This is a genomic window from Enterobacter cloacae (assembly GCF_013375935.1).
GTDB classification, from domain to species: Bacteria; Pseudomonadota; Gammaproteobacteria; order Enterobacterales; family Enterobacteriaceae; genus Enterobacter; species Enterobacter pasteurii.
The window spans coordinates 3754487-3776185 of sequence record NZ_CP056117.1; the positions used below are offsets into that span (position 1 = coordinate 3754487).

Annotated in this window: 19 protein-coding genes; 13 read left to right on the forward strand and 6 right to left on the reverse strand. The window is 56.2% G+C overall.

Annotated features, from left to right (window positions below; genetic code table 11):
* The first annotated feature begins 22 nt into the window (after positions 1-22).
* The 4 genes from abgT (at position 23) to uspE (ending at position 4099) form a co-directional block, all read left to right on the forward strand.
* On the forward strand, positions 23-1549 hold the full coding sequence (abgT, locus tag HWQ14_RS17555; protein ID WP_148418827.1) for a p-aminobenzoyl-glutamate transporter: 1527 nt from the start codon (positions 23-25) through the stop codon (positions 1547-1549).
* A gap of 10 nt (positions 1550-1559) precedes the next feature.
* Positions 1560-2075 (forward strand): methylated-DNA--[protein]-cysteine S-methyltransferase, encoded by a 516-nt coding sequence (gene ogt, locus HWQ14_RS17560; RefSeq protein WP_176610483.1) that lies wholly within the window; start codon positions 1560-1562, stop codon positions 2073-2075.
* 183 nt (positions 2076-2258) lie between these two features.
* Entirely contained in the window at positions 2259-3011 is a 753-nt protein-coding gene (gene fnr, locus HWQ14_RS17565; RefSeq protein WP_176610484.1) for a fumarate/nitrate reduction transcriptional regulator Fnr, read from the forward strand.
* Between the two features lie 137 nt (positions 3012-3148).
* A complete protein-coding gene (gene uspE, locus HWQ14_RS17570; protein WP_148418830.1) occupies positions 3149-4099 on the forward strand; it encodes a universal stress protein UspE in 951 nt (316 codons plus the stop codon).
* Between the two features lie 38 nt (positions 4100-4137).
* On the opposite strand, the gene HWQ14_RS17575 is transcribed toward uspE, so the two are convergent.
* The 3 genes from HWQ14_RS17575 to pntA all read right to left on the reverse strand — a co-directional run bounded on the left by HWQ14_RS17575 (position 4138) and on the right by pntA (position 8286).
* On the reverse strand, positions 4138-5250 hold the full coding sequence (locus HWQ14_RS17575) for a mechanosensitive ion channel family protein (protein ID WP_176610485.1): 1113 nt from the start codon (positions 5248-5250) through the stop codon (positions 4138-4140).
* 107 nt (positions 5251-5357) lie between these two features.
* Positions 5358-6746: a Re/Si-specific NAD(P)(+) transhydrogenase subunit beta gene (gene pntB, locus HWQ14_RS17580; RefSeq protein ID WP_148418834.1), complete on the reverse strand. Its 1389-nt coding sequence runs from the start codon at positions 6744-6746 to the stop codon at positions 5358-5360.
* Between the two features lie 10 nt (positions 6747-6756).
* A complete protein-coding gene (gene pntA / locus HWQ14_RS17585) occupies positions 6757-8286 on the reverse strand; it encodes a Re/Si-specific NAD(P)(+) transhydrogenase subunit alpha (protein WP_176610486.1) in 1530 nt (509 codons plus the stop codon).
* Between the two features lie 535 nt (positions 8287-8821).
* Between pntA and ydgH the strand changes: the two genes are divergently transcribed.
* The 3 genes from ydgH (at position 8822) to folM (ending at position 12096) form a co-directional block, all read left to right on the forward strand.
* Positions 8822-9766: a DUF1471 family protein YdgH gene (gene ydgH / locus HWQ14_RS17590; RefSeq protein ID WP_176610487.1), complete on the forward strand. Its 945-nt coding sequence runs from the start codon at positions 8822-8824 to the stop codon at positions 9764-9766.
* A gap of 185 nt (positions 9767-9951) precedes the next feature.
* Entirely contained in the window at positions 9952-11334 is a 1383-nt protein-coding gene (locus tag HWQ14_RS17595) for an amino acid permease (protein WP_176610488.1), read from the forward strand.
* Between the two features lie 39 nt (positions 11335-11373).
* On the forward strand, positions 11374-12096 hold the full coding sequence (gene folM / locus HWQ14_RS17600) for a dihydromonapterin reductase (RefSeq protein WP_176610489.1): 723 nt from the start codon (positions 11374-11376) through the stop codon (positions 12094-12096).
* Here folM and HWQ14_RS17605 read toward each other — a convergent pair.
* The gene (locus HWQ14_RS17605; RefSeq protein WP_176610490.1) at positions 12093-12428 is read right to left on the reverse strand and encodes a GlpM family protein; all 336 of its coding nucleotides are present in this window, start codon (positions 12426-12428) and stop codon (positions 12093-12095) included. The two genes, folM and HWQ14_RS17605, sit on opposite strands and share 4 nt — an antisense overlap.
* A 129-nt stretch (positions 12429-12557) precedes the next feature.
* On the opposite strand from HWQ14_RS17605, the gene rstA reads away from it, so the two are divergent.
* From rstA to tus, 5 genes are all read left to right on the forward strand, one after another.
* A complete protein-coding gene (gene rstA / locus HWQ14_RS17610) occupies positions 12558-13274 on the forward strand; it encodes a two-component system response regulator RstA (protein ID WP_176610491.1) in 717 nt (238 codons plus the stop codon).
* Between the two features lie 335 nt (positions 13275-13609).
* Positions 13610-13870 (forward strand): hypothetical protein, encoded by a 261-nt coding sequence (locus HWQ14_RS17615; RefSeq protein WP_176610492.1) that lies wholly within the window; start codon positions 13610-13612, stop codon positions 13868-13870.
* A 308-nt stretch (positions 13871-14178) separates the two neighbouring features.
* Positions 14179-14547 carry an anti-adapter protein IraM gene (gene iraM, locus HWQ14_RS17620; protein ID WP_176610493.1) on the forward strand — a complete coding sequence of 123 codons (369 nt, stop codon included), beginning with the start codon at positions 14179-14181 and terminating at the stop codon, positions 14545-14547.
* A gap of 207 nt (positions 14548-14754) precedes the next feature.
* Positions 14755-16053, forward strand: a complete 1299-nt coding sequence (rstB, locus tag HWQ14_RS17625) for a two-component system sensor histidine kinase RstB (RefSeq protein WP_176610494.1) — start codon at positions 14755-14757, stop codon at positions 16051-16053.
* Between the two features lie 74 nt (positions 16054-16127).
* Positions 16128-17057 carry a DNA replication terminus site-binding protein gene (gene tus, locus HWQ14_RS17630; RefSeq protein WP_176610495.1) on the forward strand — a complete coding sequence of 310 codons (930 nt, stop codon included), beginning with the start codon at positions 16128-16130 and terminating at the stop codon, positions 17055-17057.
* Here the strand turns inward: tus and fumC are convergent, their stop codons facing one another.
* Together fumC and fumA are read right to left on the reverse strand one after the other, a co-directional pair.
* Positions 17058-18452, reverse strand: coding sequence for a class II fumarate hydratase (fumC, locus tag HWQ14_RS17635; RefSeq protein ID WP_176610496.1), 1395 nt, complete (start codon positions 18450-18452; stop codon positions 17058-17060).
* Between the two features lie 145 nt (positions 18453-18597).
* Positions 18598-20244 carry a class I fumarate hydratase FumA gene (gene fumA, locus HWQ14_RS17640; RefSeq protein WP_176610497.1) on the reverse strand — a complete coding sequence of 549 codons (1647 nt, stop codon included), beginning with the start codon at positions 20242-20244 and terminating at the stop codon, positions 18598-18600.
* A gap of 199 nt (positions 20245-20443) precedes the next feature.
* Here fumA and manA point away from each other — a divergent pair, with 199 nt between their 5' ends.
* Complete coding sequence (manA, locus tag HWQ14_RS17645; RefSeq protein WP_176610498.1) at positions 20444-21619, forward strand: mannose-6-phosphate isomerase; 1176 nt, start codon at positions 20444-20446, stop codon at positions 21617-21619.
* The last annotated feature ends 80 nt before the right edge of the window (positions 21620-21699 follow it).

Consider the following 21699-nt stretch of genomic DNA (forward strand, 5'->3'; position numbering starts at 1 on the left):
ACAACAGTCCCGAGGAACGCCCATGAGTATGTCATCCATACCTTCGCATTCCCCATCCGGTAAGCTCTATGGCTGGGTTGAAAGGATCGGCAATAAAGTGCCGCACCCTTTCCTGCTTTTTATCTATCTGATTGTAATTTTGATGGTCGCGACTGCCGTGCTGTCGGCCTTTGATGTCAGCGTGCGCAGCCCGGCCGACGGCAGCATGGTGGCGGTAAAAAACCTGCTCAGCGTTGAAGGGCTGCACTGGTTTTTACCGAACGTAATTAAAAACTTCAGCGGATTTGCCCCCCTGGGCGCCATTCTGGCGCTGGTGCTGGGAGCGGGACTGGCCGAACGCGTGGGCCTGCTGCCCGCGCTGATGGTGAAGATGGCCTCTCACGTCAGCGCGCGCTACGCCAGCTACATGGTGCTGTTTATCGCCTTTTTCAGCCATATCTCGTCCGACGCCGCGCTGGTGATCATGCCGCCGATGGGGGCGCTGATTTTCCTCGCCGTTGGCCGCCACCCTGTTGCAGGGCTGCTGTCGGCGATAGCGGGCGTGGGCTGCGGGTTTACCGCTAACCTGCTGATCGTTACCACCGACGTGCTGCTTTCCGGCATCAGCACCGAGGCCGCCAAAACCATCGACGCCGCCGTGCACGTCAGCGTGATCGACAACTGGTACTTTATGGCCAGCTCGGTGATTGTCCTGACGATCGTCGGCGGGCTGATTACCGATAAAATCATCGAGCCGCGCCTGGGTAAATGGGAAGGCCGTAGCGATGAAAAGCTGGAGACGCTGAGCAAAGAGCAGCAGTTTGGCCTGCGCGTCGCGGGGATCGTCTCGCTGGCGTTTATCGCGGCGGTGGCGCTGATGGTGGTACCGGAAAACGGCGTGCTTCGCGACCCGGTTAAGCACACCGTTCTGCCCTCGCCCTTCATTCAGGGCATTGTGCCGCTGATTATCCTCTTCTTCTTTGTCGTTTCGCTCGCGTACGGCATCGCCACCGGCAAAATACGCCGACAGGGGGATCTGCCGCATCTGATGATCGAGCCGATGAAAGAGATGGCCGGGTTCATTGTGATGGTGTTTCCGCTGGCGCAGTTCGTGGCCATGTTTAACTGGAGCAACATGGGCAAGTTTATGGCCGTTAGCCTGACGGACGCGCTGGAGGCGGCGGGGTTAAGCGGCGTTCCGGCGTTTGTTGGCCTGGCGCTGCTGTCATCCCTGCTGTGCATGTTTATTGCCAGCGGTTCGGCCATCTGGTCAATTCTGGCCCCCATCTTTGTACCGATGTTTATGATGCTGGGCTTCCATCCGGCGTTCGCCCAGATCCTGTTCCGCGTTGCCGACTCGTCGGTGATCCCGCTGGCGCCCGTCTCCCCCTTCGTGCCGCTGTTTTTGGGCTTCCTGCAACGCTACAGGCCGGAGGCCAGACTGGGTACCTACTATTCGCTGGTCTTGCCCTATCCGCTTATCTTTTTAGGGGTATGGCTGGTGATGCTGGTGGCGTGGTATCTTGTCGGCCTGCCGATTGGGCCGGGTATTTACCCGAGGCTGAACTGAAGGAATATTGATGCTGAGATTACTCGAAGACAAGATTGCGACGCCGCTGGGTCCGCTGTGGGTTATCGCGGATGAAGCGTTCAATCTGCGCGCCGTTGAATGGGAAGAACACAGCGACCGGATGGTTGAGCTGCTCAACATCCATTATCGCGCCCAGGGTTACGAGCGCATCGCCGCCAGCAATCCGGGCGGGCTAAGCGATAAGCTGACGGCCTACTTCGAAGGCGATCTCGGCATCATTACTACCCTGCCAACCGCTACGGCGGGAACCCCTTTTCAGCGCGAGGTGTGGCAGGCGCTGCGTAATATCCCCTGTGGCCAGGTGATGCACTATGGTCAGCTGGCAGAGCAGCTTGGCCGTGCCGGCGCGGCGCGCGCGGTGGGCGCGGCAAATGGCTCTAACCCGGTCAGCATTGTCGTGCCTTGCCACCGCGTCATTGGACGCAACGGCACCATGACCGGCTATGCCGGGGGCGTGCAGCGCAAGGAGTGGCTGCTGCGTCATGAAGGGTATCTGCTGCTGTAGATCCCAGGCTTTTAGTGCTTAATTTTCTTCCGGTTAGGCCAGTAATCCTTAATCATTCTGTGGAATTTCAATGAGATGGCAACACGTTGCCGTCTCTTGTCGCTATTGGGGGTTTGCCAGGCTTACGTACTTACCAAAAAGATGTTAAAATTGACCAATATCAATTAAGGCTTGAGCAAACCTATGATCCCGGAAAAGCGAATTATACGACGCATTCAGTCTGGCGGTTGTGCTATCCATTGCCAGGATTGCAGCATCAGCCAGCTCTGTATCCCGTTTACCCTGAATGAGCACGAACTCGATCAGCTTGACAACATTATCGAGCGCAAAAAGCCTATTCAGAAAGGGCAGACGCTGTTTAAGGCGGGAGACGAACTGAAATCGCTCTATGCTATCCGTTCTGGCACCATCAAAAGCTACACCATCACCGAACAGGGCGACGAGCAGATCACCGACTTCCACCTAGCGGGCGACCTGGTAGGCTTTGACGCCATCGGCACAGGCCATCACCCGAGCTTTGCTCAGGCGCTGGAAACCTCTATGGTCTGCGAAATCCCGTTTGAGACGCTGGACGATCTCTCCGGTAAGATGCCGAACCTGCGTCAGCAGATGATGCGTCTGATGAGCGGTGAGATCAAGGGCGATCAGGATATGATCCTGCTGCTTTCCAAGAAGAATGCAGAAGAGCGTCTGGCCGCCTTTATCTATAACCTCTCCCGCCGTTTCGCGGAACGTGGCTTCTCGCCGCGCGAATTCCGTCTGACCATGACGCGTGGCGATATCGGTAACTATCTGGGCCTGACCGTGGAAACTATCAGCCGTCTGCTGGGTCGTTTCCAGAAGAGCGGCATGCTGGCGGTGAAAGGCAAGTACATCACCATCGAAAACGGCGAAGCGCTGGCGGTTCTGGCCGGTCACTCCCGCAACGTGGCATAACCCTCCCGGATAACGAATGCCAGGTCGATAAATTTTCGTAATTATTGATCTGGCAAAAACTTCCCCCCTGTTTCATTCAAGATATATAGGTTACTCTTTTACTTACAGACTGTGGTGACAGTAGTAAGGAGACCTGTATGGCAAAGTATCAAAACATGCTGGTGGCTATCGATCCTAATCAGGACGATCAGCCGGCATTACGACGTGCTGTGTATTTACATCAACGGATTGGTGGCAAAATTAAAGCGTTTTTGCCGATTTATGACTTCTCATACGAGATGACCACCCTTCTGTCTCCTGACGAGCGTACCGCTATGCGTCAGGGAGTGATCGGCCAGCGTACCGCGTGGATCCGCGAGCAGGCGAAATATTACCTGGAAGCGGGCGTACCTATCGATATCAAAGTGGTCTGGCACAACAGGCCTTTCGAAGCCATTATCCAGGAAGTGGTGGCCGGCGGGCATGACCTGCTGCTGAAAATGGCGCACCAGCACGACAAGCTGGAATCCGTTATCTTCACCCCAACCGACTGGCACCTGCTGCGCAAATGCCCTTGCCCGGTATGGATGGTGAAAGATCAGCCGTGGCCCGAGGGCGGCAAAGCCGTCGTGGCGGTAAATCTGGCCAGCGAAGAGGATTATCACAATTCGCTGAACGAGAAGCTGGTGAAGGAGACCCTTCAGCTTGCCGACCAGGTAAACCACACCGAAGTACATCTGGTGGGGGCGTATCCGGTTACGCCAATCAATATCGCCATCGAACTGCCTGAATTTGATCCGAGCGTGTATAACGACGCGATTCGCGGCCAGCATCTGCTGGCTATGAAGGCGCTGCGCCAGAAATTCAGCATTGACGAGAACATGACCCACGTAGAAAAAGGGTTACCGGAAGAGGTTATTCCGGACCTGGCGGAACATTTGCAGGCCGGGATTGTGGTGCTGGGCACCATCGGTCGTACCGGTATTTCTGCCGCGTTCCTGGGGAATACCGCCGAGCAGGTCATCGACCATCTGCGCTGCGACCTGTTGGTCATTAAACCGGACCAGTACCAGACGCCGGTTGAACTGGACGATGAGGAAGACGACTAATCCAGAAATAGAAAGCCCGCCGGTAAGGCGGGCTTTTTTTATTGCGCTTCGCTCACGCGTTGCAATGGCGCCTCGTCGCCAGCATTCATCCACGGCGCGTGCAGAACCATGCTCGGCAGCGCCAGCCTGATCTCCTGCTGGTTTAGCCCTTCCAGAATACGGATATTGATCTCCTGCTGAATATCCATGTACTTGTTGTAATCCGCCGTATTGACGATATGGACAACCTCGAAGGTCAGGCGATCGCGATCGAAGCCCAGGAAATGGGCGCGGTCAAACTTCGTTTCACCGACGTCCGTGATGATCTGCTTCACCATTTCGCCCACGGAGCGCAGCTTGTCCGGCGCCGTGTCGCTGGCCACGCCAAAGGTAAAGACGATCCGCCGCGTCTGCATTCGCTTATAGTTATGCAGCGTCTGTTGCAGCAGAATGGCGTTCCCGCAGACAATCTGCTCCCCGCTCAGGCTGCGGATGCGGGTGGTTTTCAGGCCAATATGCTCTACCGTCCCCGCCACGTCGTTGAACACCACAAAATCGCCAATCTCGAACGGCTTGTCAAAGCCGATGGAAAGGGATGCAAAAACATCGCTCAGGATCGTTTGCACCGCGAGGGCGATAGCGATTCCCCCTACCCCAAGGCTGGCAACCAGAGCAGTGATGTTGACGCCCGCGTTAGCAAGAATAGACAGCAGCATCACTGACCAGACGATGGCACGGAGGATAAGCCCCGTGATCACCAGCGTAACCGGGTTTTTATGGCTTCCCGGCGCCAGCATGACGTGACGAAGCCACGACACAACCCCCTGATCCATCCACAGCGCCACCTGGATCGCGAAGACCAGGAACCAGGCGTGGCTCACGGTGCCAAAAAGACGATCGGGTAAGTCAACGAAACGCAGGCTGAAGAGCAGCGCCACCACAAAAAGCAGGAAGCGGCTGGTGCGGTTAAGCATATCCGTCAGGATAAAGCGCATCCGGTTAGTGGTTGGGTGCTTGTCGCCCCAGGTGGTGATGCCTTTCTTAACGAACGCGATCAGGCGCGTCAGCAGCCAGTACACCAGCAGCGTCACAAAGACAACCGTGGCGACACCAATCCAGAACGCTGGCGTCATCATCAGCTCTATGATGTCGAAGCGGGACAAAAATTGCATTACACCTCCTCGTATTACACAAAGGGTAAAGTATAGACAGAGGAGAAACGCTGACCGCAGAAATAAGAAAACCGCCCCGAAGAGCGGTTTGTCAGGATGACGCTGAATTACAGCGCTTTCAGAATCGCATCCACGCTGGCCTTGGCGTCGCCAAACAGCATGTGGGTGTTTTCCTTGAAGAAAAGCGGGTTCTGAACGCCAGCATAGCCGGTGTTCATCGAGCGCTTGAAGACAATCACGTTCTGCGCTTTCCACACTTCCAGAACGGGCATGCCCGCAATCGGGCTACGCGGATCGTCCTGTGCCGCCGGGTTAACGGTGTCGTTGGCGCCAATGACCAGCACGGTGTCGGTATCGGCGAAATCATCGTTGATCTCGTCCATCTCCAGCACGATGTCGTAAGGCACTTTCGCCTCCGCCAGCAGCACGTTCATGTGGCCCGGCAGACGCCCCGCCACCGGGTGAATACCAAAGCGAACCTTGATCCCGCGCGCGCGCAGCTTCTCGGTGATTTCCGCCACCGGATACTGCGCCTGCGCCACCGCCATGCCGTAGCCCGGGGTGATGATGACGGAATGCGAGTTTTTCAGCATCTCGGCGGTCTCTTCCGCGCCGATCTCACGGTGCTCGCCCACTTCCTCATCAGAGCCGGTAGAGGAGCCGTCCGTGCCGAAGCCACCGGCGATGACGCTGATAAACGAACGGTTCATCGCCTTACACATGATGTAAGACAGGATCGCACCGGAAGAGCCCACCAGCGCACCGGTGACAATCAGCAGGTCGTTGCTCAGCATGAAGCCAGCCGCCGCCGCTGCCCAACCGGAGTAGGAGTTCAGCATGGAAACCACCACCGGCATGTCGGCCCCGCCGATAGAGGCCACCAGATGCCAGCCGAACGCCAGCGCGATGATGGTCATCACCAGGAGCGCCAGCACCTGCAGGCCTACGCTTTCGGTACGAACGAAGACTACCAGCAGCACAAAGGACACCACCAGCGCCGCGAGGTTCAGCTTGTGGCGGTTAGGCAGCATCAGCGGCTTAGACGAAATCTTCCCGCGCAGTTTGCCAAACGCCACGATCGACCCGGTGAAGGTGACCGCACCGATGAAGATGCCAAGGAACACTTCGGTGAGGTGAATGTTCACCAGAATCGGCTCCAGGCCCGGTTCGTGGTACAGGTAGCTGTTAAAGCCCACCAGCACCGCCGCCAGCCCCACGAAGCTGTGCAGGATCGCAACCAGCTCCGGCATCTCGGTCATTTCTACGCGTTTCGCCAGGCGAATACCAATCGCGCCGCCGATGATCATCGCCACCAGGATCCACGCCACGTTGCCGGTGTCCGGCCCGAAGATGGTGGCAATCAGCGCAATCGCCATCCCGGCGATACCAAAGTTATTTCCCTGCTGAGACGTTTCGTGCTTGGAAAGTCCCGCCAGACTGAAAATAAACAGGATTGCAGCAACAATGTATGCGGCTGTAACTAATCCTCCAGACATATGCTACCCCTTAGCCTTTACGAAACATTTTCAGCATGCGCTGAGTCACGGTGAAGCCACCGAAAATATTGATACTGGCGATCAGCACCGCAATAAAGCTCAGGAAGCTGATCCAGCCGCCGTGACCAATTTGCAGCAATGCCCCCACCACGATAATCCCGGAGATGGCGTTGGTAACCGACATCAGCGGCGTATGCAGCGCATGAGAGACGTTCCACACGACGTAGTAGCCCACCACGCAGGAGAGCGCGAAGACGGTGAAGTGGCCGAGGAACTCTTTTGGCGCAACGTCCGCCAGCCAGCCGAAGAGGATGATGACCAGCGCCATGATGGCGTATTTACGCCACGGTGAAGCCGGCTTCGCTGGCTCAACTGGCTCGGGCGCCGCTTTCGGGGCCGCCTGCGGCTGTGCGGAAACCTGGATCGGCGGTGCAGGCCAGGTGATTTCCCCTTCACGCACTACGGTCACGCCGCGCACCACCACATCGTCAAAATCAACGGTGATGTTGCCGTCTTTCTCTTTGCAAAGCAGCTTCAGCAGGTTAACGAGGTTAGTGCCGTACAGCTGAGAGGACTGGGTTGGCAGACGCCTCGGCAGGTCGGTATAACCGATCACCTTCACGCCGTTAGCGGTTGTAGTAACCTGGTTTGGCACGGTGTATTCACAGTTACCGCCGTTTTGCGCCGCCAGATCGACGATGACGCTGCCCGGCTGCATGGAATCGACCATTTCGCGGGTGATCAGCTTCGGTGCCGGTTTACCCGGAATCAGCGCGGTGGTGACAATAATGCCCACCTCTTTCGCCTGCGCGGCGAAAAGCGCCATTTCCGCTTTGATAAACGCTTCAGACATGACCTTCGCGTAACCATCACCGCTGCCTGCTTCTTCCTTGAAGTCCAGCTCGAGGAACTCGGCGCCCATACTCTGCACCTGCTCCTTCACTTCCGGGCGGGTGTCAAACGCGCGGACGATAGCGCCCAGGCTGTTTGCCGCACCGATAGCCGCCAGACCGGCCACGCCGGCACCAATCACCATCACTTTTGCAGGCGGCACTTTACCTGCCGCGGTAATCTGACCGGTAAAGAAGCGACCAAACTCATGGGCAGCTTCGACAATCGCGCGATAGCCGGCGATGTTCGCCATAGAGCTCAGCGCATCCAGAGACTGCGCGCGCGAAATACGCGGCACGGAGTCCATCGCCATCACGGTGACGCCGCGTGCCGCAAGCTTCTCCATCAGCTCCGGGTTTTGCGCTGGCCAGACAAAGCTCACCAGCGTGGTGCCGGCGTTCAGCAGTTCAATTTCACTCTCTTCCGGTGCGTTTACCTTCAGAATAATGGGTGATTGCCAGACCTCAGCACCGTCCACAACGTCCGCGCCAGCCTGAATAAAGGCCTCGTCGTCGAAACTTGCCAGTTTGCCTGCGCCGCTTTCAATCGCGACGGTGAACCCCAGCTTAAGCAGTTGCTCCACCGTTTTCGGTGTTGCCGCTACGCGGGTTTCATTGGCTAACCGTTCTTTTGGTACCCCAATACGCATAGTTTTCCCTTCCATCGGTTTTTGATGATGGTTTGTCGATAATTGCCCGCGGCTAGCTTCATTTTTCGCCAGTACCATAACGGCGAAGCATGATTAACCCCGGAAAATAAAACAGTAACAAACTTTCTATAACCTACTGAAAATAGCGCCCGCGATCTACCGCCAGAAAACACTATTTCTTACTTTATCTGTGAAAAATAAGCGATCGGGGTCACTGACAGAGATATTTACCTTTAATTCACCTTCATGACCGATAATTCGCGCAAGCGGAGCGGTAAAAACATGATATAGCGCCATAAGAGAACAACTTATTAACATTAAATTAACTTGTAAAAGTCATATGCTTTATCAGTTTTGCTTGTCAAACGCCTGTTTTTTCCACATATCACTAAATGTTATCGAATCAGGCGCTTCGGTGAGCACAGGCTGTGAAAAATGGCGCAGACAGCGACGGGTGTTCAATGCCATAATCGGGACCGTCTCAAATTAACAACAATACCAGTACATGGTTTGCGCAAGGCGAAGGATTATTTTTATGAAGCTTAAGAACACACTCCTGGCGTCCGCACTTCTTTCCGCGACCGCCCTGTCCGCGAATGCCGCGACGGAGTTAACGCCGGAGCAAGCGGCAGCGTTAAAACCTTTTGACCAGACGGTCATTGTGGGCCGCTTTAACTCCATCGGCGACGGCGTTGCCGCCGCTTCTAAAGCCGCCGAAAAAAAAGGCGCGGCTGCGTTTTACGTGCTCGATCAATCCGATCAGGGCAACAGCGGCAACCAGCGCGTGACCGTTGCGCTGTACAAAGATAACGCCCCTAAAGCAGATGAGCAGAAAAACCGCGTGATTAACGGCATCGTTGAGCTGCCGAAAGATCAGGCCGTTCAGCTGGAACCGTACGACACCGTCACCGTTCAGGGCTTCTACCGCAGCCAGCCAGAAGTTAACGATGTCATCACTAAAGCCGCGCGTGAAAAAGGCGCTTACGCTTTCTATATCGTGCGCCAGGTTGATGCCAACCAGGGCGGCAACCAGCGCATTACCGCGTTCATCTATAAGCAGGATGCGAAAAAGCGCGTAGTACAAAGCCCGGATGCCATTCCTGCGAATTCTGAAGCCGGACGCGCGGCGTTAGCGAAGGGCGGTGAAGAAGCGAAGAAAGTTGAAATTCCGGGCGTAGCAACCTCTGCTGCACCAAGCGCTGAGGTGGGTCGTTTCTTTGAGACACAATCCACGAAGGGTGGCCGTTACACCGTCACGTTACCGGACGGCACTAAAATTGAAGAGCTGAACAAAGCCACTGCCGCGCAGATGGTTCCGTTCGACAGCATCAAGTTTACCGGCAACTACGGCAACATGACCGAGATCTCCTATCAGGTGGCGAAGCGCGCTGCGAAGAAAGGCGCGAAGTACTATCACATTACCCGCCAGTGGCAGGAACGTGGTAACAACATGACCATCAGCGCCGATCTGTATAAGTAACAAAACGGTTTCACAAAGGCGGCACCGTGCCGCCTTTTTTGTTACTTTTTTTCTGATTTCTGCCACACGTCATTGCATGCGTCCGTGACACTCCGTAAAATCCCGCGCCTTAGTGTGATCCACCATTTTTATGCGCCTTAGCGAAATAATTATTCTGGGTTTGGACGTTTCATAACAGGAAGCCAATGGAAAAGAAACTTGGCCTGAGTGCTTTAACTGCACTCGTATTGAGCTCAATGCTGGGCGCGGGCGTATTCAGTTTGCCGCAGAATATGGCGGCCGTAGCCAGCCCTGCCGCGCTGCTGATCGGCTGGGGCATAACCGGTGCCGGAATTTTGCTGCTGGCGTTCGCCATGCTGCTGCTGACCCGCATCCGACCGGATCTGGACGGCGGCATATTCACCTACGCGCGCGAAGGCTTCGGCGAGCTGATTGGCTTCTGCTCCGCCTGGGGTTACTGGCTGTGCGCGGTGATCGCCAACGTCTCCTATCTGGTTATCGTCTTCTCGGCGCTCAGTTTCTTTACCGATACGCCCGAGCTGCGCCTGTTTGGCGACGGCAATACGTGGCAGTCCATCGTCGGCGCCTCGGTACTGCTGTGGATCGTTCACTGGCTGATTTTACGCGGCGTCCAGACCGCTGCCAGCATCAACCTGGTGGCGACGCTGGCCAAGCTGGTGCCGCTTGGCCTGTTCGTCGTGCTGGCCTTTCTCGCCTTCCGCCTGGACGTGTTTAACCTCGACTTCAGCGGGATTGCGCTGGGGGTTCCCGTCTGGGAGCAGGTAAAAAATACCATGCTGATCACCCTGTGGGTGTTCATCGGCGTAGAAGGTGCCGTCGTGGTCTCCGCACGAGCGCGTAACAAGCGCGACGTGGGACGCGCCACGCTGCTGGCCGTGCTGGCGGCGCTGGGCGTTTATCTGCTGGTGACGCTGCTGTCGCTCGGCGTGGTGGCGCGCCCTGAGCTGGCTGAAATGCGCAACCCGTCGATGGCCGGGCTGATGGTGAAAATGATGGGCCCGTGGGGCGACGTAATTATCGCGGCGGGCCTGATTGTCTCCGTCTGCGGAGCGTACCTGAGCTGGACCATTATGGCCGCGGAAGTCCCGTTCCTGGCCGCCACCCACAAGGCGTTCCCGCGCCTCTTTGCGCGTCAGAACAAAAACAGCGCGCCTTCCGCCTCGCTGTGGCTCACCAACATCAGCGTACAGGTCTGTCTGGTGCTGATCTGGCTCACAGGTTCAGACTATAACACGCTGCTGACCATCGCCTCCGAGATGATTCTGGTACCCTATTTCTTAGTGGGCGCATATCTGTTAAAAATTGCGACCCGTCCGGCACACTATGCGGTGGGCGTCGGCGCCTGTATTTACGGGCTATGGTTGTTGTATGCTTCCGGGCCGATGCATCTGCTGCTGTCCGTCGTGCTGTACGCGCCAGGCCTGCTGGTGTTCATCTATGCTCGCCGCACGCATCAGCTGGAGAATGCCCTTCAGCGTCGCGAAATGGTGTTGATAGGTATGCTGTTAGTCGCTGCCGTACCGGCAACGTGGATGTTAATGGGATAGCGCCGCCTGTCCCATTGTTGAACTGAAAAGGAGAATACGATGGGACATACGCAGCAACGCCCAATACTGATCACTGGCGCAGGCCGCCGCATCGGCCTCGCCCTCGCCCATCACTTCCTCAATCTTCGCCATCCGGTCATTGTCAGTTACCGCACGGAATATCCCTCCATTGAAGGGCTTAGAAACGCCGGAGCCGTATGCATTCAGGCGGATTTTTCGACGGATGAGGGCATCCTCGACTTTGCGGAAGCAGTGAAATCGACCACCAGCGGGCTGAGGGCGGTTATTCACAACGCCAGCACGTGGCTTCCTGAAAAAGCAGGCCACTCGCTCAGCGAAACGCTCGCCTGCATGATGCAGATCCACGTTAATGCCCCCTACTTGCTCAACCATGCCTTGCAGGATCTGCTGCGCGGGCACGGCCATGCCGCTGGCGACATCATCCACTTCACCGATTACGTGGTGGAGCGAGGAAGCGACAAGCACATCGCCTACGCGGCCAGCAAAGCTGCCCTGGATAACATGACGCGATCGTTTGCACGCAGGCTGGCGCCCGAGGTTAAGGTCAACGCAATTGCGCCGGCAATGATTTTGTTCAACGAGGGCGACGACGCGGAGTATCGTCAGCAGGCGCTCAACAAGTCGTTAATGAAAATTGCGCCCGGCGAGAAAGAGATTATCGACCTGATCGACTATCTGCTGACCAGCTGTTACGTCACCGGCCGAACCTTTGCCGTGGACGGAGGCCGTCCGCTGCGCTAGTGAAAGCGGCCCCAGAAGAAGATCAGCACCCAGGCGCTGAGGCTCCAGCAGACCACCGCTCCGCCCAGCGCCAGGGGCAGACGCAGAAAGCCGGTGAAGTACCACAACGACAGTAGATAGATAAAATACGGAATGATTGACCACATCCCGAAGACGATGGTGGCGCGCAGCGCCTCAATACCCCGCTCGGAGGCCACAATATAGTGGGCAATCAGCGCAAAGGTCGGGAAAAGCGGAATCAGCCCGGCAATGTAGTAGTTTTTGGTTTTAGCCAGCACACCAATCAGCAGCACCACCAGCGCGCCAAGCGCGGCTTTTATCACCAGCCCCATGCTTTTTCCCTTTAACAATCAAATAACAATGTTACCCAGAATAACGGAACTCTGGCTAATTGAGAAAGATTAATGGAAGGTTAATGTTGTGCGGTGTATGTTGGCATTTTTCGCGATAACAGACGCAGTATGAATAAGATTGTTTATGTAGAAGATGAACCAGAAGTGGGGCAATTAATCGCCGCTTACCTGGGTAAACATAATATGGACGTGATTGTTGAGCCTCGCGGCGACCGCGCAGAGGACGTCGTCACCCGCGAAAACCCGGATCTGGTGCTGCTGGACATCATGCTGCCCGGTAAAGATGGCATGACGCTCTGCCGCGATCTGCGGGCGAAATGGGACGGGCCAATCGTGCTGCTGACCTCACTCGACAGCGATATGAACCATATTCTGTCGCTTGAGATGGGCGCCAATGACTACATACTCAAAACCACGCCTCCGGCGGTTCTGCTGGCCCGCCTGCGCCTTCACCTTCGCCAGCGTGCCGGCGCCGAGCGTGACGCGCCCGCTGGCTCGTTAACGCCGCATAAAGCGATGCAGTTCGGCACGCTGTCTATCGATCCCGTCAACCGTCAGGTTATGCTCGCCGGGGAGCAGATTTCGCTCTCGACGGCAGATTTTGACCTGCTGTGGGAACTGGCAACCCACGCCGGGCAAATCATGGATCGTGATGCGCTGCTGAAAAACCTGCGCGGCGTAAGCTACGACGGCATGGATCGCAGCGTGGACGTGGCGATTTCTCGCCTGCGAAAAAAGCTGCAGGACAGCGCCACCGAGCCCTACCGCATTAAAACCGTGCGTAACAAGGGCTACCTGTTTGCTCCGCACGCGTGGGAAACCTGATCTACATCCGCTGATGAAAAAGCACGTTGTGCTGCCCCGGCTTCCCGTTTCGTTCGAAAGCCGGGTATCGCTCGGCCTTATTCCCGACTAAGCGAATTTTATGTAAGAGTTTTCTTGCTATCGCGGCAAGAAGGCTCATAATTGACCTACACGCCTCGCGCCATTCTTCACGGGTCATGCCAGCTGTAGCGTAATCGGCCAGGAGCCGCTACTGCAGATCGCCCTATCTCTACTCAATCATCAGTGCTTCTAATGTAGTGCAACGCTTCTAACAGTGACGTTGAAAGCCATTCTTCTCAAAAAAATCTTGAAATGAGGATTTAAGCCCATGAAATATGTATAGCTACGATGATGTAGATAGCATCAAAACCAATCTTGAATGGATTGCTCATCAGTCAGCGACTCACCATCCGCTACCCACCCCGCACGACCAAAAAGCCATCTTTAATCTTCTGAAACTGATCCAGACCTACGAAGCGCTCCTTGAATTAATCAACGAATTTGGTATTTCTGTTATAGATGCGAATATCGCAGAAGGCCTGTCCGTTACGGAAAACCTGATAGCCAAACTGAAACGTCCCGGAGACGCAATTTAAATATTTTGAGCCTTGCCATTACGGTATGTTCTCCGGCGTAATGGCAATGATGCATACGGATAGTTCTTCAACATTCTTCACTATTGTTAAACCCCAATCCAGATCAAAATTTAACCGATAAATCATCGTTCATAAAAAAAACTCAAAAAAAACCCTTAGGCTGATAAGGATTACCTCCTTGAAATAAAAGGAATTATCCAAACATAATAAAAATAACGATCAATATCAATAGGTTACAAGATTGATCAAATTGAAATCCCGTGCTAAACAAAATTACAGGCTTATAATCCTAATCTGAGGAACCCGTAATGGCATGGCGAGTGTTAAGTTCTGTGATCTGCCCAAACACAGGCATTGTTTACTCATGCATAGTTGGTATGAAATTAATAAGGCTGATTATATGGTACGAAAGTGATATTTATTTAGTGCCGGGCGACAGAATTCATCCAACAAAAAATGGCATTTTCATTAACGGGGAATTTAGTCCGATATCACTTTATAACGTTTCGCCGTACCGGGAGGCATTATGGAACGAGATAAAAAATAAAATGTCCTGCCCTTTTAATAAAGATAATGAAAATGAAGACTGTGCATATTCAATACACTGTAACGCACGCAAATGCCCTCACGGTTTTACCACTAATCCTCTAATAATAGGATTACGGCGTAATCATTAAATCCGTAACTTCTCACTGCGATTACAACGCTCTGATTCAATGAGAAATTCTAATGAGTCAGGGCTTTTCCTTTATGGCGTCATCCTGTAAATGAAGTCATCGATGAGCCGTTACGGTGTTGTCAGCACGGTTAAACCCTGCTTTCATAGCAATACTGTTGGGGTGTGAACGCTGAAATACTTTCCGCGTAGTGTGCTGGTGGTTTTAATGAAAAAGCTGTTTGTACAGTTTTATCTTCTGCTGTTTGTCTGCTTCCTGGTGATGACCATGCTGGTCGGGCTGGTTTATAAGTTCACTGCCGAGCGCGCGGGCAGGCAGTCCCTTGACGACCTGATGAAAAGCTCGCTCTACCTGATGCGCAGCGAGCTGCGTGAAATACCCCCGCACGACTGGGCGCGCACGATGAAAGAGCTGGACCTTAACCTGTCGTTTGATCTGCGCATTGAGCCCATCAAGGATTTTGATCTGGAGCCGCCAGCAATGCAGCGCCTGCGGGACGGAGACATCGTGGCGCTGGACGAGAAGTATACTTTTATACAGCGAATCCCGCGTAGCCATTACGTTCTGGCCGTCGGCCCCGTGCCCTATCTCTATTATCTGCACCAGATGCGCCTGCTGGATCTCGCCCTGCTCGCCTTTATTGCCATCTCGCTCGCGCTCCCGGTTTTCATCTGGATGCGGCCGCACTGGCAGGACATGCTGAAGCTGGAATCCGCCGCGCAGCGTTTCGGGGAGGGTCATCTTACCGAACGTATTCACTTTGACAGCGGATCCGGCTTTGAGCGTCTCGGCATCGCCTTTAACCAGATGGCCGATAATATCAACGCCCTGATAGCCAGCAAGAAGCAGCTGATCGACGGCATCGCTCACGAGCTACGTACGCCGCTGGTGCGTCTGCGCTATCGTCTGGAGATGAGCGAGAACTTGACCAGTGCTGAATCGCAGGCGCTCAACCGGGATATCGGCCAGCTTGAAGCGCTCATTGAAGAGCTGCTGACCTATGCCCGCCTCGACCGGCCGCAGAACGAGCTGCACCTCAGCACCCCGGATCTCCCTGCCTGGTTACAGGCTCATATCAACGATGTGCAGAACGTAAACCCACAGCGCAGGCTGCTGACGGTCATTAAACCCGGCGATTACGGCGCGCTGGACATGCGCCTGATGGAGCGCGTGCTGGATAATCTGATGAATAACGCTATGCGGTACAGCGAGACCACGCTGCGTATCCGCTTAGATTTACAGGGAAGCCAGGCGAACCTCTCCGTGGAAGACGACGGGCCCGGCATTGAGCCGTCAGAACGGGAAAAGGTTTTCGAGCCGTTTGTGCGCCTCGATCCCAGCCGCGACCGCGCCACCGGCGGCTGCGGTCTGGGGCTGGCCATTGTCCGTTCCATTGCCCAGGCGATGGGCGGCTCTGTCCGTTGTGAAGAGAGCGAACTGGGCGGCGCCCGCTTCGTCTTTAGCTGGCCGATCTACCACAACATTCCCCTTCCCGTTTCTGCCTGACCTTCACCGCACGCTGGCCTGACCCGGCGTGCTGTGCTATACCATCAGTATGTTGTAACTAATTAGGGGCTGCTATGGCAACTTACGACCTCATCGAAAGGCTGAACGCCACGTTTCGGGAAATAGAAGAGGAACTACTCACCCTGACGGCAGAATTACAGGGCTGTCGCCTGCTGGCCGCGCGCGTCTTCTCCCTGCCCGAGGTAGCGAAAGGGGCGGAACACGATCCTCTGGACACCATTGAGGTGACGCAGCATATCGGCAGCGCGGCGCTTGAGCTGACGTTGCAGCACTATCGCCGCCTGTTCATCCAGCAGCAGTCCGAAAACCGCAGCAGCAAGGCCGCCGTGCGCCTGCCCGGCGTTATCTGCCTGCAGACGGATACCGCGTCGCGTGAGGCGCTGGAGGCCAGAATTGCGCATATTAATGCGCTGAAGGCCGCCTTCGAGAAGATCGTGACCGTTGAATCCGGGCTGGCACCGGCTGCCCGTTTTGAGTGGGTGCATCGTCAGCTTCCCGGGCTGATAACCCTGAACGCCTACCGCACGCTGACGGTGCTGAACCACCCCGCCACGCTGCGCTTCGGCTGGGCGAATAAGCACATCATTAAAAATTTCACGCACGATGAGATCCTGGCGCAGCTGGAGAAAAGCCTGAAGGCGCCGCGTACGGTCGCCCCGTGGTCGCGGGAACAGTGGATTGAGCGGCTGGAGCAGGAGTACCACAGCATTGCCTCCCTGCCGGCGGATGCTCGTCTGAAGATAAAGCGTCCCGTAAAGGTACAGCCTATCGCCCGCGTCTGGTATGCGGGGCAGCAAAAGCAGGTGCAGTATGCCTGCCCGACGCCGCTGATAGCGCTTTACGACGCCGATCGTGGTGCGGTGGTGCCGGACATCGGGGAGCTGCTAAACTACGATGCCGAAAACGTACAGCATCGCTATAAGCCCCAGGCGCAGCCGCTTAAGCTGATTATTCCGCGGCTGCACCTGTACGTGGCGGGATGATTACGTCTGGCTGCCGACCATCGCCTCCGGACGGACCCAGACGTCAAACTCGGCGTCCGTCAGGTAGCCCAGCGCCAGCGCCGAGGCTTTTAGCGTCAGCCCCTCCTTGTGCGCTTTTTTGGCAATTTCGGCCGCTTTGTCGTAGCCGATGTGGGTGTTCAGCGCCGTTACCAGCATCAGGGACTCATTCAGCAGCTGGCCGATCCGCTCGCGATTTGGCTCAATGCCCACCGCACAGTGCTCGTTAAAGCTTTCCATGCCGTCTGCCAGCAGACGGATCGATTGCAGTACGTTGTGGATCACCATCGGACGATAGACGTTAAGCTCGAAGTTACCGGACGCGCCGCCCATGTTAACCGCCACGTCGTTGCCCATCACCTGACAGCAGAGCATGGTCATGGCTTCACACTGGGTCGGGTTAACCTTCCCCGGCATGATGGAGCTGCCCGGCTCGTTTTCCGGGATGCTGATTTCGCCGATGCCGCAGCGCGGGCCGGAGGCCAGCCAGCGCACGTCGTTGGCAATTTTCATCAGCGAGGCGGCCAGCCCTTTCAGCGCGCCGTGCGCGTGGACCAGCGCGTCACAGGTTGCCAGCGCTTCAAACTTGTTAGGCGCGGTTACGAACGGCTGCCCGGCGATCTTCGCCAGCTCGTCCGCCACGCGCGCCGCGTATTCGGGATGGGTGTTTAACCCGGCACCGACCGCCGTCCCGCCGATCGCCAGCTCCGCCAGATGCGGCAGGCTACTATCGATATGCTTAAGATTATGCTCCAGCATCGCCACCCAGCCGGAAATCTCCTGGCCGAGCGTCAGGGGGGTGGCGTCCTGCAGGTGCGTACGGCCGATTTTAACGATATCGCGGAAGGCCTGCGCTTTTTCATTAAGCGTGGATTTCAGGACGTTGAGCTGCGGGATGAGCTGTTCGCGGATGGCGATAACCGCCGCCACGTGCATCGCCGTCGGGAACACGTCGTTGGAGCTCTGACTTTTGTTGACGTCATCGTTCGGGTGTACCTTGCGCTCCATGCCGCGCACGCCGCCCAGCAGCTCGCTTGCCCGGTTCGCCAGCACCTCGTTCATGTTCATGTTGCTCTGGGTGCCGGAACCGGTCTGCCAGACGGCAAGCGGGAATTCGTCGGGGTGTTTACCCGCCAGCACTTGGTCGGCGGCGCGGATGATGGCCGTGGCTTTTTCGGCGTCCAGCAGGCCCAGATCCTGGTTCACTTTGGCAGCGGCGCGTTTGGTCAGCGCCAGCGCCTGAATTAGCGAGACGGGCATCTTCTCGGTTGAAATGCGGAAATGCTCCAGCGAACGCTGGGTTTGCGCGCCCCATAGCCTGTCGGCCGGAACCTCGATTGCGCCCATGGAGTCTTTCTCATGGCGTACCGTTGTCATTACTTTCTCCTTGATAACGCTGTCGGGATTGCTCACATGCTTAAGGGATAAGTATTGATGACTTCTGAGAAACGATATGGCGCTTTGTGCGCTCTTTAGTATGTCGGGTGGCGCTGACGCTTAGCCGCCACCCGGCTTTTTCAGGTTACTTCACACACGCCGAACACTGGGAGGACTGGATCTGTTTGAAGAAGTCGTTTCCTTTGTCATCCACCAGGATAAACGCCGGGAAATCTTCCACTTCAATTTTCCAGATAGCCTCCATGCCCAGTTCCGGGTATTCCACGCATTCCAGGCTCTTGATGCTGCCCTGCGCCAGCACCGCTGCCGGGCCGCCGATGCTGCCGAGGTAGAAACCACCGTGCTTGTGGCACGCGTCCGTTACCTGCTGGCTGCGGTTGCCCTTCGCCAGCATGATCATGCTGCCGCCGTTGGCCTGCAGCTGGTCAACGTACGAGTCCATACGGCCCGCCGTGGTTGGCCCCAACGAGCCGGAGGCATACCCTTCTGGCGTTTTCGCCGGGCCCGCGTAGTAGATTGGGTGATCTTTAATGTACTGCGGCAGCCCTTCACCGTTGTCCAGGCGCTCTTTCAGCTTCGCATGGGCGATGTCGCGGCCCACGATGATCGTCCCGTTCAGCGAAAGGCGCGTTGAAACAGGGTACTGCGACAGCTGCGCCAGGATCTCCTTCATCGGGCGGTTCAGGTCAACGCGTACCGCTTCACCCTCACCCGCTTTGCGCAGCGCTTCCGGAATATACTTGCCCGGGTTGTTTTCCAGCTTTTCGATCCAGATGCCGTCGCGGTTGATCTTGGCCTTGATGTTACGATCCGCAGAGCACGAGACGCCCATCCCGACCGGACAGGACGCGCCGTGGCGCGGCAGGCGGATCACGCGAATGTCGTGCGCGAAGTATTTGCCGCCAAACTGCGCGCCAAGCCCCAGATTCTGCGCTTCGGTCAGCAGTTCCTGCTCAAGCTGCACGTCGCGGAACGCCTGGCCGTGTTCATTACCTTCGGTTGGCAGGCCGTCGTAGTATTTGGTTGAGGCCAGCTTGACGGTTTTCAGGGTGCTTTCCGCGGACGTGCCGCCAATCACAAACGCGATATGGTACGGCGGGCAGGCGGCCGTGCCGAGAGTGCGCATCTTCTCAACCAGATAGTTCTTCAGCTTGCCCGGGGTGAGCAGCGCTTTGGTTTCCTGGTAAAGATAGGTTTTGTTGGCCGAACCGCCGCCTTTGGCGATGCAGAGGAATTTATACTCATCGCCGTCGACGCTGTAGAGGTCAATCTGCGCCGGCAGGTTGGTACCGGTGTTGACCTCTTTGTACATGTCCAGCGCCGCGTTTTGCGAATAGCGCAGGTTGTCCTCGGTGTAGGTGTTGTAGACGCCGTGCGCCAGCGCCGCTTCGTCACCGCCGCCGGTCCAGACGCGCTGGCCCTTCTTGCCGGTGATAATCGCCGTGCCGGTATCCTGGCAGGTTGGCAAAATGCCCTTCGCCGCGATATCCGAGTTACGCAGGAACTGCAGCGCGACGTATTTATCGTTCTCGCTGGCCTGCGGATCGCTCAGGATATCGGCAACCTGCTGCTGATGCGCCGGACGAAGCATAAAGGACGCATCGTGGAAGGCCTGCTGCGCCATCAGCGTCAGGGCCTGCGGGTCAACTTTGAGGATCTCCTGCCCTTCAAACTCAGAGACAGAAACGTAATCGCGGGTTAACAGATAATACTCGGTCCGATCCTCGCTGAGGGGGAAAGGATCCTGATAATGGAAGGGTTTATTCGACATTGTTCTCTCACTTACTGCTTCGGTCTGTTTATTCAGGGCAGATGTTCCGCTGCCCGGCTTAAAAGCGAGTCAGCTTATCCTACACAATTTTTTAACAAAAACTGAGACTAGTACGACTTTTTACATCCGCAGGTTACTTCCATTCGGTTTATTGCTTTAATACGCGCAGTTAATTCCACATTTGAATCAGGGCTTGATAATGCAAAAACTCATCAACTCGGTGCAAAACTATGCCTGGGGAAGTAAAACTGCGTTAACGGATCTCTACGGTATCGCGAACCCAAACAACCTGCCGATGGCAGAACTGTGGATGGGCGCGCACCCGAAGAGCAGCTCAAAAATTGAAGATGCCAGCGGACAGGCCCGCAGCCTGCGCGAGGTGATCGATGCCGACAAAACCGCGCTGCTCGGCAGTAAGGTGGCGAACCGCTTTGGCGAGCTGCCGTTCCTGTTTAAGGTGCTGTGCGCCGACCAGCCGCTCTCCATTCAGGTTCACCCGAACAAGAAAGCATCCGAAATCGGCTTTGCCAAAGAAAATGCCGCCGGTATTCCGCTGGACGCCGCAGAGCGTAACTACAAAGATCCCAACCACAAGCCGGAACTGGTGTTTGCCCTTACCCCTTTCCTGGCGATGAACGCGTTTCGTGAGTTTTCCGAGATCGTCTCCCTTCTGCAGCCGGTCGCCGGGGCCAGCAAGGCTATCGCCCACTTCCTGGAAAACCCGAACGCAGACGCGCTGAGCGAACTATTTGCCAGCCTGCTCAGCATGCAGGGAGAGGAAAAATCCCGCGCGCTGGCGGTGCTGAAAGCGGCACTCAGAGGCCAGCAGGGAGAACCGTGGGACACCATTCGCGTGATTTCCGAGTTTTACCCGGACGACAGCGGCCTGTTTTCTCCGCTGCTGCTGAACGTGGTGAAGCTCAATCCGGGCGAAGCGATGTTCCTGTTCGCCGAAACGCCGCACGCCTACCTGAACGGCGTGGCGCTGGAGGTGATGGCCAACTCCGATAACGTGCTGCGCGCGGGCCTGACGCCAAAATACATCGACATCCCTGAGCTGGTTGCCAACGTGAAGTTCGAGGCTAAACCTGCCGGTGAGCTGCTTACTCAGCCGGTAAAAAATGGCGCAGAGCTGGATTTCCCTATCCCGGTAGACGATTTTGCCTTCGCCCTGCATGACCTCAGCGCAGCCGAAGCTACCGTTGCGCAGGAGAGCGCGGCGATCCTGTTCTGCGTGGATGGCGAAGCAACGCTGCGCAAAGACGACCAGCGCCTGGTGCTCAGGCCGGGCGAATCCGCCTTTGTTCCGGCAAACGAGTCGCCTGTCCTGGTGAGCGGCACCGGCCGCCTGGCCCGCGTTTTTAATAAGCTTTAGGGACTTACTGAATTTTTTAACAACTCTTGCTAAGCTAGTAACAGGCGTTGTAACACCAGGCGGTTTTCACCGCCTGGTTT